The 13225-nt window shown below is 73.1% G+C and carries 10 protein-coding genes; 3 read left to right on the top strand and 7 right to left on the bottom strand.

From position 1 onward, the window contains the following. Positions 1-171 precede the first annotated feature (171 nt). The 5 genes from ACIPXB_RS17145 to ACIPXB_RS17125 all read right to left on the bottom strand — a co-directional run bounded on the left by ACIPXB_RS17145 (position 172) and on the right by ACIPXB_RS17125 (position 6504). Positions 172-951, bottom strand: a complete 780-nt coding sequence (locus ACIPXB_RS17145) for an SDR family NAD(P)-dependent oxidoreductase (protein ID WP_401450179.1) — start codon at positions 949-951, stop codon at positions 172-174. 7 nt (positions 952-958) lie between these two features. Further along, complete coding sequence (locus ACIPXB_RS17140) at positions 959-2317, bottom strand: MAB_1171c family putative transporter (RefSeq protein WP_401450177.1); 1359 nt, start codon at positions 2315-2317, stop codon at positions 959-961. Then, positions 2307-2744, bottom strand: coding sequence for a hypothetical protein (locus ACIPXB_RS17135; protein WP_401450174.1), 438 nt, complete (start codon positions 2742-2744; stop codon positions 2307-2309). Before ACIPXB_RS17135 ends, ACIPXB_RS17140 begins: the two co-directional genes overlap by 11 nt. 280 nt (positions 2745-3024) lie before the next feature. Next, positions 3025-5463, bottom strand: a complete 2439-nt coding sequence (locus ACIPXB_RS17130) for a Tex family protein (protein ID WP_401450171.1) — start codon at positions 5461-5463, stop codon at positions 3025-3027. Between the two features lie 168 nt (positions 5464-5631). Continuing rightward, positions 5632-6504, bottom strand: coding sequence for a hypothetical protein (locus ACIPXB_RS17125; protein WP_401450168.1), 873 nt, complete (start codon positions 6502-6504; stop codon positions 5632-5634). Between the two features lie 304 nt (positions 6505-6808). Here ACIPXB_RS17125 and ACIPXB_RS17120 point away from each other — a divergent pair, with 304 nt between their 5' ends. Further along, positions 6809-8344 (top strand): M1 family metallopeptidase, encoded by a 1536-nt coding sequence (locus ACIPXB_RS17120; RefSeq protein ID WP_401450166.1) that lies wholly within the window; start codon positions 6809-6811, stop codon positions 8342-8344. A 34-nt stretch (positions 8345-8378) separates the two neighbouring features. Here ACIPXB_RS17120 and ACIPXB_RS17115 read toward each other — a convergent pair whose 3' ends face one another. Beyond that, positions 8379-9275: an oxygenase MpaB family protein gene (locus ACIPXB_RS17115; protein ID WP_401450164.1), complete on the bottom strand. Its 897-nt coding sequence runs from the start codon at positions 9273-9275 to the stop codon at positions 8379-8381. Between the two features lie 140 nt (positions 9276-9415). Here ACIPXB_RS17115 and sph point away from each other — a divergent pair, with 140 nt between their 5' ends. Then, positions 9416-10405: a sphingomyelin phosphodiesterase gene (gene sph, locus ACIPXB_RS17110; RefSeq protein ID WP_401450161.1), complete on the top strand. Its 990-nt coding sequence runs from the start codon at positions 9416-9418 to the stop codon at positions 10403-10405. A gap of 85 nt (positions 10406-10490) precedes the next feature. On the opposite strand, the gene ACIPXB_RS17105 is transcribed toward sph, so the two are convergent. After that, positions 10491-12389, bottom strand: coding sequence for an AMP-dependent synthetase/ligase (locus tag ACIPXB_RS17105; protein ID WP_401450159.1), 1899 nt, complete (start codon positions 12387-12389; stop codon positions 10491-10493). Between the two features lie 86 nt (positions 12390-12475). Between ACIPXB_RS17105 and ACIPXB_RS17100 the strand changes: the two genes are divergently transcribed. Then, entirely contained in the window at positions 12476-13213 is a 738-nt protein-coding gene (locus tag ACIPXB_RS17100; protein ID WP_401450157.1) for a MerR family transcriptional regulator, read from the top strand. Positions 13214-13225 lie beyond the last annotated feature (12 nt).

Below are 13225 nucleotides of genomic sequence, written 5' to 3'. Positions count from 1 at the left end.
CTTCCTGTCCTACGCGGAGCCCCGTCCTCGTGCCCCGACTTCCCCGAACCGCTTGACAGAACGGGCGAGCCCTTAACTACGCGGCCTTGCCTCAACCCCGCCACCACATAGCGCAAAGGGCCGCCCGGCCCACGACCGGACGACCCCTACAACAAGATCTTCAGCAGACTTCTAGGCCGGCCTGTCCGCGGGCGGGCGCCGGGTCCGCGCCATCTTCCGGGCGACCAGGGTGCGCGGCAGGTGGCGGACCGCCACCGCGTACGCCTTGTAACGCCAGCCGGTGATGCTCAGCGGGCGGCGCAGGCCCAGGTCCTTGAGGGCCTGGGCCACCACCGCGTCGGCCTCCAGCCACACGGCGTCGCGCAGGGCGCTGACGTCCATGCCGGCCCGCTCCTGGAACTCGGTGCGGGTGAAACCGGGCACCACGGCCAGCACGCGCACCCCGTACGGCGCCAGGTCCACCCGCAGCGACTCGCTGAACGCGGTGATCCAGGCCTTGGCCGCGCCGTACGTACCGGTGGGCAGCAGGCCGGCCACCGAGGAGACGTTGAGCACCGCGCCCCGGCGCCGCTCGCGCAGCCCCGGCACCACGGCGTGGGTGAGCCGCATCGGCACCCGCACCAGGAGGTCGAGCATCCGCTCCTCGTCCTCGACCGGGCTGTACGGGAACGGCGCCGCGAGCCCGAAGCCGGCGTTGTTGACGAGGATGTCCACCGGCCGGCCGGCGTCGGTGAGCCGGTCCTCGACGGTGCGGCACTGGGCCGGGTCGAGCAGGTCGGCCGGCAGGACCTCGGTGCGTACGCCGAACGCGCGGCCGAGGGTCTCGGCGACGTCGCCGAGGCGTTCCTTGTCGCGGGCCACGAGGACCAGGTCGCAGCCCTTCGCGGCGAAGCCGCGCGCGAAGGCCGCGCCGAGGCCGGCGCTGGCGCCGGTGATCAGAACGGTGGTCAAGAGAACGTCACTTCCTGGGTGGTCCGGGTGTGCCGCCCGCCGTCGCGGGCGTGAAGGAGTGCGTGGTGGCCGAGCCGTAGGCCTGGGCGACGGCCACCAGGAAGGTCGTCTCGTCCTCCAGGTCGCTGCCCTCCGCCCCCGCCGGGACGGCGGCGGCGCCCGTGCCGGCCGGGGCCGGCGGCTGCTGGCGCCCGTCCTGCTGCTGGTGCTGCGGGAGGCCGTCGAGCATGTTGCGCCGGGCCTCCTTCAGGACGCAGGCCAGCGCCGCGGCGCTGCGCCGGGGGGCGGGGACGCCGGCGCCCGACACGTGGGTCTCCGCGAGCTCCCGGACGCCCGGGGGGACGTACTCGCCCAGGATCAGGATCGCGTCCCGGGTCTCGATGACCTTGCGGTAGACCAGCAGGTTGCGCGGAACGGGCGGCCACAGCAGCTCGACGAGCCGGGTGGCGCGCGGTTTGGTGAGCGCGACGTGCGGCACGGCCTGGACCAGGTCGTGCCACAGCGGCCACAGCCGCCAGGTGGTGGTGATGTCGGCGTAGGCGGTGCGCAGGACGAACAGGGTCGGCACGAGGATGGCCGCGGCGCGCAGGAACCCGTGCAGGTTCATCAGCAGGGGCAGGTACGGCATGGCCCAGGTGCTGCCGAAGAGCGCCTTGAGCAGGTACGCGAACCAGAACAGTCCGGCGAGCGCGGTGCCGAGGCCGAACAGCCGCAGGCCCACGGCGAGTCCCCGGCTCTCGGCCTGCCGCCCGTAGCGCCAGCAGACGAACACGCAGGTGGTGTTGGCGAGCAGGTGGGCCGAGATGAGGACGAGCCAGTACGCGAGGGAGGGCACGGGATCGCCCTGCGGCGGGATGGTGTGGGTGCCGTGGTCGGGTGCGGCGGCGTCGAGGGCGAGCAGGGCGCTCAGCAGGGCGACGGTGGTGACGAGGGCGGCGAGCCGGAGCCGGCGGCCCTGGGTGGCGGCGGCGACGAAGTACAGGACGGCGCCCGCCGAGAGGACCCCGATGAGGTTGCGGATGAGCCCGACGGTGTGCGAGTGGTCGGGGTTGCGCATGGCGTACGTGACGACGTCGGGCAGGTTCAGGGTCATCGCGGCGGCGGCGGTGGCGACGGCGAGGAGCAGGCCGCGCTGCTGCGGGGACTTCAGGGCCGCCGGGATGCGCAGCAGGACCGCGATCCACAGGCACACCACGCTGGGGACGGCGAGCGCGTCGCCAAAGGCCTGGACGGCGGGCACGGGCGGCACCGGCGGCACGGGCGCGGCGGGCGCGGCCGTCGCCACGCCGGCGGCGGCGAGGTCGGTCAGCCCGGCCAGGCCACCGGCCAGTCCACCGGCCAGGGCGAGGGTGAGGTCAGCCGCCATGGCGCTTCCCCCGTGGGTGGTAGCCCATCGCGGACTCCAGCTTGGCCAGGGTGCCGTGGGACTCGCCGGCCGGCCCGAGGCCGGCGCTGGTGCGGATCATGCTGGCCAGCATCTCGGCCTCCTGCTCCTGGCGGGTGGTGTAGTTGGTGCGCCCGAGGATGACCGGGGCCGAGCCGCCGGACTCCTCGCCCTCCAGGGAGTTGTGCCCGAACAGGATGTGGCCGAGCTCGTGCAGGACGATGTGCTCCTGGTGCAGGGGCGTCGTCTGGGCCTCGTAGAAGACGTAGTCGACGCTGCTGGTGCCGACCCACAGGCCGCACACGCCGGACTCGGCGGCTTCCTTGGGCAGCGGGTGGAGTCTGATGGGGCGGCCGCGCCGCTCGGCTATGCGCGCGCACAGCGCGTCGAGGGAGAACGGATGCGGCATGTCCAGATGGCCGAGAATTGCCTCACACCTCTTGCGCAGGCTGGGTTGCCGGTACGGCATGTGCTCCCTCTTCGGACCCTTGCTCGGGCAGCGTGAGTAGGCATGGTCGGTCGATGGCATGACGTCCCGAGGGTGTGGGGGTGGGCCCGTACGCCGGGTCGGCGAACGGGCGTTCCACCATGCCTACCGATCCTCTGCCGCGCGAGCAAGAAGAAGCCCTGTACAGGGGCCCTATTCGGCCATCAGGAGCCCCTGTACGGGAGGGTGTGCCCCGGCGCGGTCAGCCGCGCCGCTTGTCGGGGCCGGTGAGCCCGGCCCGGCGCAGGGCGTCGGCCATCGCGCTGTTGGCCGGCGGCGGGCTGTTGTCCCGGTCCCGGCGGCCCGAACCGCCGCCGCGCTGCTGCGGGGGCCGCCCGCCGCCCCGGCGGTCGCCGCGCTCACCGCGCTCGCCGCGGTCGCCGCGCTCACCGCGCTCGCCGCGGTCGGCCCGCTCGCCGCGCTCCTGGCGCTGGCGCGGGGCGCCGCCCGCCGCGCCGTCCGCCGCGGCCTCGTCGTCCAGGCGCAGCGTCAGCGAGATCCGCTTGCGCGGGATGTCGACGTCCATGACCTTCACGCGGACGATGTCGCCGGGCTTGACCACGTCCCGCGGGTCCTTGACGAAGGTCTTCGACATCGCGGAGACGTGGACCAGGCCGTCCTGGTGGACGCCGATGTCCACGAAGGCGCCGAAGGCCGCGACGTTGGTGACCACGCCCTCCAGGATCATCCCGGCGGCCAGGTCGCCGAGCTTCTCCACGCCCTCCTTGAAGGTGGCGGTCCGGAAGGCGGGCCGCGGGTCCCGGCCGGGCTTCTCCAGCTCGCGCAGGATGTCCGAGACGGTGGGCAGGCCGAAGGACTCGGTGACGAAGTCGTCCGGGCGCAGGGAGCGCAGGACGGCGGTGTTGCCGATCAGCGCGGCGACCTCGCCGCCCGCCTTCCTGCCCATCGCGCGGACCACCGGGTACGCCTCGGGGTGCACGCTGGAGGCGTCGAGGGGGTCCTCTCCGTCGCGGATGCGCAGGAAGCCCGCGCACTGCTCGTACGCCTTGGGGCCGAGCCTGGCGACGTCCTTGAGCGCCCTGCGGCTGCGGAAGGGGCCGTTGGCGTCGCGGTGGGCGACGATGTTCTCGGCGAGGCCGCCGCTGATGCCCGACACGCGCGAGAGCAGCGGCGCGGAGGCGGTGTTGACGTCGACGCCGACGCCGTTGACGCAGTCCTCGACGACCGCGTCGAGGGAGCGGGAGAGCTTCACCTCGGACAGGTCGTGCTGGTACTGGCCGACGCCGATCGACTTCGGATCGATCTTGACGAGTTCGGCGAGCGGGTCCTGCAGGCGGCGCGCGATGGAGACCGCGCCGCGCAGCGACACGTCCATGTCCGGGAGTTCCTGCGAGGCGAAGGCGGAGGCCGAGTACACGGAGGCGCCGGCCTCGGAGACCATCACCTTGGTGAGCTTCAGCTCGGGGTGACGGGTGATGAGGTCGCCCGCGAGCTTGTCGGTCTCGCGGGAGGCGGTGCCGTTGCCGATGGCGATCAGCTCGACCGCGTGCTCCTTGGCGAGCCGGGCCAGCTTGGCGAGGGCCTCGTCCCACCGGTTGGCGGGGACGTGGGGGTGGATGACGTCGGTGGCCACGACCTTGCCGGTGGCGTCGACGACGGCGACCTTGACGCCGGTGCGGAAGCCCGGGTCCAGGCCGAGGGTGGCGCGGGTGCCGGCCGGGGCGGCGAGCAGCAGGTCGCGCAGGTTCGCGGCGAAGACGCGGACGGCCTCGTCCTCGGCGGCGGCGCGCAGCCGCATCCGCAGGTCGATGCCGAGGTGGACCTGGATCTTCGTACGCCAGGCCCAGCGGACCGTGTCGGCCAGCCACTTGTCACCGGGGCGGGCGCGGTCGGCAATCCCGAAGCGGTGGGCGACCATGCCCTCGTACGTGGAGGGGCCCGGCGTCTGGCCGGGCTCCTCCGGCTCCAGGGTGAGGTCGAGGACGTCCTCCTTCTCGCCGCGGAGCATGGCGAGGACGCGGTGCGAGGGCAGTGCGGTGAAGGGCTCGGCGAAGTCGAAGTAGTCGGCGAACTTGGCGCCCGCCTCCTCCTTGCCCTCGCGGACCTTCGCGGCGAGCCGGCCGCGGCCCCACATGCGCTCGCGCAGCTCGCCGATGAGGTCGGCGTCCTCGGCGAACTTCTCGGTGAGGATGGCGCGGGCGCCCTCCAGGGCGGCGGCCGGGTCGGCCACGCCCTTGTCGGCGTCGACGAACGCGGCCGCGGCGGCCGCCGGCTCGACGGACGGGTCGGCCAGCAGCCCCTCGGCGAGCGGCTCCAGGCCGGCCTCGCGGGCGATCTGGGCCTTGGTGCGGCGCTTGGGCTTGAAGGGCAGGTAGATGTCCTCCAGGCGGGCCTTGGTGTCGGCCGCGTTGATCCGGGCCTCCAGCTCGGCGTCGAGCTTGCCCTGCTCGCGGACGGAGTCCAGGATCGCCGCGCGGCGGTCCTCCAGCTCGCGCAGATACCGCAGCCGCTCCTCGAGGGTGCGCAGCTGGGCGTCGTCGAGCATCTCGGTCGCTTCCTTGCGGTAGCGCGCGATGAACGGCACGGTGGAGCCGCCGTCGAGCAGCTCGACGGCGGCCTTGACCTGCCGTTCCCGTACGCCGAGCTCCTCGGCGATCCTGCCTTCGATGGACGTGGTCACGTTTCTCGGTCCCGCCTTCGTATGCACTGGAAGGCTGCCATTGTGGCAGGTGGGTACGGCAGGACCGGATAAGCGGTGGCCATCGGCGGCGGTGGTGTCAGGCCGCCGTGCCGCGGCGTCGGGCTTCGGCGTCACGCCTCGGTGTCAGTGTCGTGCCGGGTCCCGGTGTCAGCCCTTGCCGAAGAGGTCGGCGGGGAAGGCCCCGGCGGCGACCGCGGTCAGCACGAAGCCGCCGCCCAGTTCGGCCAGGCGGGCCAGGCCGTCCGCGCCCAGGTGCTCGTAGGGCCCGGCGTCGAGCCGGTCGGTCTCGGTCTCGACGTGCTCGCGCAGGTCCCGGCCGGCCTCGGTCAGCTCGCCGTCGGCGTCCAGCAGCCCGCGCCCGCGCAGCCGGGCGGTGGCGGCATCCAGGGTCTCCTGGTCCCAGCCCCGGGTGGCCTTGATCCACTTGGGGCTCATGCCCTTGCCGGTGGCGGTGTGGGTGAGCAGCGCCTCGACGGGGTCCAGTCCGGCGGACAGCAGCGCGACGAGGTGGCCGTCGCCGCGGTGCTCGCGCAGCAGGGTGGTGGCGTGCCACAGCCGCAGGTGCGGCTCCTCGGGCACGGGGAGGTCCGCGTGGGCGGCGTACAGCGGCCGGGCGTGCCGGGTGCAGCCCTCGGTGGCGCGCATCGCGAGGGCGGCGGCCTCGGCCATCCCGGCGGAGGCGAGGGTCTCCTCGCCGAGCAGCCGGCGCAGGGTGGCGTCGGCGGCCCGGTAGCGGGCGGCGACGACCTCGGCGGGGCCCGCGGTGCGCCAGACGGCGGGCAGGTGCCGGGAGATGAGGTCGTGGCTGTAGTTGTAGAAGGAGGCGGCGACGACCCCGGGGCCGACGGCCCCCATCGCGGCGGACCGGCCCGCCAGGCTCGCGGCGATCCGGTCCTCGACGCCAAGGGCGGCGAGCTCCTTGAAGAAGTCCGGCGAGAAGTAGACGGTGGCGTGCAGCGGGTTGATGGCGGCGTGCCAGGCGCGGCGGGCGGCCCGGGGAGGAAGCGTCATACGCAGCATCCTAAGCGACCGCTTGGTAGGTGACCAGGTCCACCCCGGCCACGCGGCACCCGGCCGCGGGAACGGTGGGCCACCCCGCGCATTCCGGCCGTTCTTCCGCCCCGTACCGGCGGGCCGGCATCCGGTCACCGGGACGGGACATGGCTTGCGGGCGCTGGTCGGCCCGCGGCCGGGACGGGTCCGCGGGCCATCGGTGTGACGGCCGAATGGCGATTGCGTGACAGCGGGGGCCATGGACATGACGGGGGACGCGAGGGGTGAATACGGTCGAACGGAGCCCCCTCCCCTACCCCTTGGAGCACTCGTGTACCGCAGAGTCATCGCCCCGAGCGTGCTCGCCGCCTCCCTGCTGCTGGCGATCCCGGCGTCGGCGGCGAGTTCCGTTCCGGGCGCCCCGGGCATCGGCGACCCCTACTACCCGGCCAGCGGCAACGGCGGATACGACGTCTCGCACTACGACTTGAGGCTGAAGTACGAGCCCGACACCGACCGCCTGGAGGGCACGGCCACCCTGCTGGCCACCGCCCAGCAGGACCTCTCCCGCTTCAACCTGGACTTCGGTCTCGACGTCAGCGAGGTGCGGGTCAACGGGGCCAGGGCCACGTTCGCCCGGTCCGGCGCCCACGAGCTGGAGGTGACCCCGGCGTCCTCCCTGAAGCGCGACAAGCCGCTGACGGTGGTCGTGAAGTACGCGGGCAAGCCCTCGGAGTTCACGGTGGACGGCTGGTCGGCGTGGCACCGTACCCCGGACGGCGGGGTCGCCGCCCAGGAGCCGGACTCGGCCGTCTGGTGGTTCCCGAGCAACGACCACCCGCTGGACAAGGCCACGTTCGACGTGTCCGTCAACGTGCCGGACGGCACGCAGGCGATCAGCAACGGCGTCCTGCAGTCGCAGTCCTCGCGCCTGGGCTGGACCCGCTACAACTGGCGCTCCAACAAGCCGCAGGCCACCTACCTGGCCACGCTCGCCATCGGCAAGTTCGACATCACCACCGGCACCACCGCGAGCGGCCTGCCGATCCTCAACGCCTACAGCAAGGCGCTCGGCGACAACGCCGGGGCGGCGCGCGCGAGCATCGAGCGCACGGGCGAGGTCACCGAGTGGCTGGAGGGCGTCTTCGGCCCGTACCCCTTCAACGCGCTCGGCGGCTACGTGCCCAACGTGCCCAGCGGCTACGCCCTGGAGACGCAGACCCGCCCGTTCTACAGCCCGCGCCAGTTCGCGAACGGCGCCAACGTCTCGGTCGTCGTGCACGAGCTGGCCCACCAGTGGTACGGCGACAGCGTCTCGGTGGACGGCTGGAAGGACATCTGGATCAACGAGGGCTTCGCCCGCTACGCGCAGTGGCTGTGGTCGGAGAAGGAGGGTGAGGGCACGGCTCAGGAGCTCGCCGACTGGGCGTACGCCACGCGCCCGGCCGAGGACCCGTTCTGGCAGGTCAAGCCGGGCGACCCGGGCCCGGACAACCAGTTCCACGGGGCCGTGTACGACCGGGGCGCCATCGCCCTGCAGGCGCTGCGCAACGAGATCGGCGACGAGAAGTTCTTCGCGATCCTGGGGGGCTGGCCGACCGAGCGGGCCTACGGCAACGCCAAGGTCGGCGACTTCGTCCGCTACGCGGAGAAGGTGTCGCGCGAGCCGCTGGCCCAGCTGTTCGAGACCTGGCTCTACACCCCGGGCAAGCCGGCCGCCTCGGCCCTGAACCCGAAGGCGGACTCGAAGGACCCGAAGGCGGCGGACCCGAAGGCGCGTTCCGCCGCTCCCGGCGAGGACACCGGGCCCACCGAGCCGAAGTCGTGGAAGAAGATCGCCGCGACGAACACCGTCCACGAGCACTGACCGGATCCGCGTGCGGCCGGCGCGCCGTCGCCCCTCAGCGGGCGGCGGCGCGCCACCGTGCCCGGGCCGCGCGGGCGATCGGCAGGTAGCGCAGCCGCTCCGGCAGGACCGGCACGATCAGGCGCACCGCCGTGCTGAGCCGGCGCAGCGTGCGCTCCTGGGCGTCGGTCCACTCCAGCCCGATGGCGGCGCGCGCGTCGGGGGGCATGTAGCCGACGGTGACGAAGGCCCGGAAGCGCAGGAAGAGCCGGCGCAGCAGCGGCCAGGTCAGCCGCAGCAGCACCCGTACCGGCAGGGACCCGCCCTTCGGGCACGGCAGCGGTACGTCGGTGGCGACGAGCTCGCGGGCGACGGCGGTCGGCCCGATCTCCTCGGCGAGCATCCGGTGGTAGTACGGCCAGTACTCCTCGATGGTCTGCGGCATGTCCCGGTCGTGCAGGCCCAGGATCCGCCCCACCTGGAGCCACTCGGTGTAGAGCGCGCGCTCCTGCTCGGGCGTGAAGCGGCGGAAGAGGTGGCGGGCGGCGTACGTGTAGACGGGGAAGCCGGTGGCGTGCACCCAGGAGTAGCAGGCCGGGTCGAGGGAGTGGTAGCGGCGGCCGCGGGTGTCGGTGCCCTGGATGTCCTTGTGCAGCCGGCGCACCCGGCGGCCCTCCTCGGCGGCCTCGGCACCGCCGTACACCCACAGCTGGACCGAGCGCAGGGAGCGTTCGCCGCGGCCCCAGGGGTCGGTGCGGAAGACGGAGTACTCGTCGACGCCCGCGGCGATGGCGGGGTGCGCGACCTGCATCGTGAAGGCGGCCGGGAGCATGAGCAGCGCCCGCACGTCCCCGGAGATGGTCCACAGCACTCCTCCGGGCGGCGGCGGCTCGGGGTCGCGGCGGGTGCCGGTGCGTGCCGTGGCGGAGGGCGTGAGCTGCGGATTCGTCATGGTTCCAGTATGCGAGAGAGGGGTCCGGCGCGGACTGGCCGTACTCCGGTCAGAAACTCTTGTCCGGGGTGTTACCCATAGGTAACTGCGGCTGCTTTGATGGCGCGGTCGATCTCCCCCACTCCGATGCTGGAGAGTCCATGCCGCTCAGCAAGCACCTGCGGAACAAGGCCGCCGCCACGGCCGTCGCGGCCGTCGCCACCGCCGCTCTCGTCGCCACGGCGACCCCCGCCGCCACCGCCGCCGAGTCCACCTCGACGCCGCGGGTCAGCGTCCTGACGTACAACGTGTTCCTGATGAGCAAGAACCTGTACCCGAACTGGGGCCAGGACCACCGGGCGCGGGAGATACCGAAGACCTCGTTCTACCAGGGCCACGACGTGGTCGTGCTCCAGGAGGCCTTCGACAACTCGTCCTCGGACGCGCTGAAGGCGAACTCGGCGGGCCGGTACCCGTACCAGACCCCGGTCATGGGCCGCAGCAAGTCCGGCTGGGACGCCACGGGCGGCGCGTACTCCTCGACCACGCCCGAGGACGGCGGCGTGACGATCCTCAGCAAGTGGCCGATCGTCCGCAAGGAGCAGTGGGTCTACAAGGACGCGTGCGGCGCGGACTGGTGGTCCAACAAGGGCTTCGTGTACGTCGTCCTGAACGTGAACGGCACCAAGGTGCACGTGGTCGGCACGCACGCGCAGTCCACGGACCCGGGCTGCGGCGCGGGCGAGGCGGCGGAGATGCGCGCGCGGCAGTTCCGCACGATCGACTCCTTCCTCGACGGCAAGAACATCCCGGCGAACGAGCAGGTCATCGTGGCGGGCGACCTGAACGTCGACTCCCGCACCCCCGAGTACGCCACGATGCTCGCCAACGCGGGCCTGACGGGCGCCGACTCGCGCACGGGCCACCCGTACTCGTTCGACACGGCGGCCAACTCGATCGCGAAGTACCGCTACCCGACGGACCCGCGCGAGGACCTCGACTACGTCCTGCACCGCACGGGCCACGCCCGCCCGGCGGCCTGGAACAACAACGTGATCAAGGAGCAGTCGGCCCCCTGGACCGTGAGCAGCTGGGGCACGGACTACACGTACGACAACCTGAGCGACCACTACCCGGTCACCGGCAGCTGACCGGCGTCCGCCGAACGGTGACGGCGGGGCGGGCCCGGAACGGTTCCGGGTCCGCCCCGCCGGCGTACCGCGCCGCGCGCCTGCGTCACGGGGTCTCGTACAGCCCGTCGATCAGGTCCGCGTACTTGGTGCGGACGATGCGGCGGCGGAGTTTGAGGGACGGGGTCAGTTCGCCCGAGTCCGGGCCCCATTCCTCCGTCAGGACGCGGTACCGCTTGATCTGCTCGGTGCGGTTGAGGCGGGCGTTGGCGGTCTCCACCGCGCGGGCGATCTCCTCCTGCACCGCCGGGTGTTCGGCGAGGGCGGTCAGCGAGGGGGCCTCGATGCCGTGTGACGCGGCCCAGACGGGGGCCAGTTCGGGGTCCAGGACCAGGAGGGCCACCAGGTACGAGCGGCCGTCGCCGTGGACCAGGGCCTGGCCGATCAGGGGGTGTTCCTTGACCGTGTTCTCCACCAGCGCCGGCGAGACGTTCTTGCCGTTCGAGGTGATGATCAGCTCCTTCTTGCGGTCGGTGAGCCAGAGGAAGCCGTCCTCGTCGATCCGTCCGACGTCGCCGGTGGCGAACCAGCCCTCGGCGTCGCAGGCGTCCTCCAGGGATCCGTCCGGCCGCAGGTAGCCGCCGAACACGGTCTGGCCGCGGGTCAGGATCTCCCCGTCCTCGGCGACGCGCAGCTCCAGCCCCTCGATGGGCCGGCCCACCGAGCCGAGCCGGAAGCCGTCGGGGCTGTTGAGGGTGCACACCCCGGAGGTCTCGGTCAGCCCCCAGGCATCCATGATCGTGATGCCGAAGCCCGCCCAGAACCGCACCACGTCCTGCGGCATCGGGGCGGTGGCGCTGGCCGTCCACAGCAGCCGGTCCAGCCCGGCCATGCCCAGCAGCGGGTCCAGGACCCGCTCCTTGGCCCGCGCGTACGAGGCGGCCAGCTCCTCGGGCACCGCCTCGCCGCGCTCGCGGTGCCCGGTGTGGGCGCGGGCGACGTCGTTCGCGCGCTCGATGGCCAGCCGCTGCTCCTCGGGGAGGTGGGCCAGGGCCGCCCGCACCGAGGCGGCGAGCTTCTCCCAGACCCGGGGCACGCCGAAGAACTGCACCGGGCGCAGCTCGCGGACCGCGCCGGCGACGGCGGCCGGGTCGGCGCACATCCGCACGTGCGCGGCGCGCAGCAGCGGCAGGTAGATGCCCAGGATCCGCTCGGCGATGTGGGCGAAGGGCAGGTAGCAGATGTGCTCGGCGTGTTCGGGCAGCTCGACGCCCCGGTCCAGGCGGACGGACTGGAGCAGGATGTTGCGGTGGGTCAGTCGTACGCCCTTGGGGTCGCCGGTGGTGCCCGAGGTGTAGACGACGGTCAGCGGGTCCTCGGGGCGGGTCTCGCGCCAGCCCTTCTCGAAGGCGTCGGCGCTGTGCAGCCGGGCGCCGCTGGCGTGCAGGGAGCCGTACGTGCGGTGCGGTCCGGCGTCCGCGGCCTCGGCGACGACCAGGCGTTCGAGGGGGACGCCCGGGTCGGCCAGCAGCGGCTCCCAGCGGGCGAGCTCCCGGGCGCCCTCGACGACGGCGACGCGGGCGCGGCTGTGCCGGGCGATGTGGGCGATCTGCTCGGGGGCCGAGGTGCCGTAGACGGTGACGGGGACCGCACCGAGGTGGACCAGGGCCAGGTCGGTGAGCCAGTGCTCGGGCCGGTTGCCCATCATGATCAGGACGTGTTCGCCGCGCCCGACACCGAGGGCCGCGTAGCCGGAGGCGAGGACGGCGACCGTGCGGCGGGTCTCGGCCCAGGTCAGCGTGGTCCAGCCCGGGTCGGTGCCCGCTCCGGCTCCGGCTCCGGCTCCGGCGCCGGTGCCCGCTCCGGCTCCGGCTCCGGCTCCGGATCCGGCGGCGGTGCGCCAGGACAGGGCGGGCAGGTCGCCGTACTCGGCGGCGTTGCGCGCGAGCAACGCGGGGAGGGTGAGCTCGTCGGGTCGTCCGGGCAGTCGCAGATTCGTGGTCATGGGCAGCTCCTGGCCGTTTCACATCATTGGTGCGACAGCAATACTGTTGAACCCAAGCCGTGGATCAGAGAGCGAGGCGGCAGACGATGACCACCCAGGCGCCCGGACCCACGCTCACCGTCGACGAGCTGGCCTCCCGGGCGGGTGTCACCGTCCGTACCGTACGGTTCTACAGCACGCGCGGGCTTTTGCCCCCTCCCGTGATCGGACCGCGTCGGGTGGGCCACTACGGACCGGAGCACCTCTCGCGCCTGGCGCTGATCGAGGAGCTCCAGCACCAGGGCATGACGCTGTCGGCGATCGAGCGCTACCTCGACGCGCTGCCGGACGATCTGAGCCCGCACGACCTGGCGATCCACCGGGCGCTGGTGGCCGGCTGGGCGCCGGAGCCGGCGCAGGAGTTCGCGCGCGAGGAGCTGGAGCAGCGGGCGGGGCGGGCCCTGTCGGACTCCGACGTCGCGCGGCTGGCCGCGATGAACGTGCTGCGCGAGACCGGCGAGGGCTACCGGGTGGACCTGGCGCTGCTGCGGCTCGGGGTGGCCCTGCTGGACGTACCGATCGCGCGGGAGACGATCCTGGCGGCCCGTCAGGTGCTCACGGAGCACACCCGGTCGGCGGCGCACGAGCTGACGCGGCTGTTCCGGGACGAGGTGTGGGGGCCGTTCACCGAAGGGGAGGACGACCCCGAACGGGTGGAGTCGATGAAGGCGCTGTCCGCCCATATGCAGCCGATGGTGGTACAGGCGCTGGTGACCGCGTTCCAGCGGTCGCTGAAGGAGGAGCTGCGGGCGGCGTTCGTCTCCGGCAACGAGTCCGGGGAGTGAACGCCGCCCGCG

Source organism: Streptomyces sp. NPDC090022, from assembly GCF_044748145.1.
Lineage (GTDB): Bacteria > Actinomycetota > Actinomycetes > Streptomycetales > Streptomycetaceae > Streptomyces.
This window is presented reverse-complemented; position numbering and strand designations above follow the sequence as displayed.

Excerpts from the sequence above, each read along its gene's own strand:
- ACIPXB_RS17140 (WP_401450177.1), bottom strand. The coding sequence starts at position 2,317 with ATGGCGGCTGACCTCACCCTCGCCCTGGCCGGTGGACTGGCCGGTGGC.
- ACIPXB_RS17135 (WP_401450174.1), bottom strand. The coding sequence starts at position 2,744 with ATGCCGCATCCGTTCTCCCTCGACGCGCTGTGCGCGCGCATAGCCGAG.
- ACIPXB_RS17125 (WP_401450168.1), bottom strand. The coding sequence starts at position 6,504 with ATGCTGCGTATGACGCTTCCTCCCCGGGCCGCCCGCCGCGCCTGGCAC.
- ACIPXB_RS17115 (WP_401450164.1), bottom strand. The coding sequence starts at position 9,275 with ATGACGAATCCGCAGCTCACGCCCTCCGCCACGGCACGCACCGGCACC.
- sph (WP_401450161.1), top strand. The coding sequence starts at position 9,416 with ATGCCGCTCAGCAAGCACCTGCGGAACAAGGCCGCCGCCACGGCCGTC.
- ACIPXB_RS17105 (WP_401450159.1), bottom strand. The coding sequence starts at position 12,389 with ATGACCACGAATCTGCGACTGCCCGGACGACCCGACGAGCTCACCCTC.
- ACIPXB_RS17100 (WP_401450157.1), top strand. The coding sequence starts at position 12,476 with ATGACCACCCAGGCGCCCGGACCCACGCTCACCGTCGACGAGCTGGCC.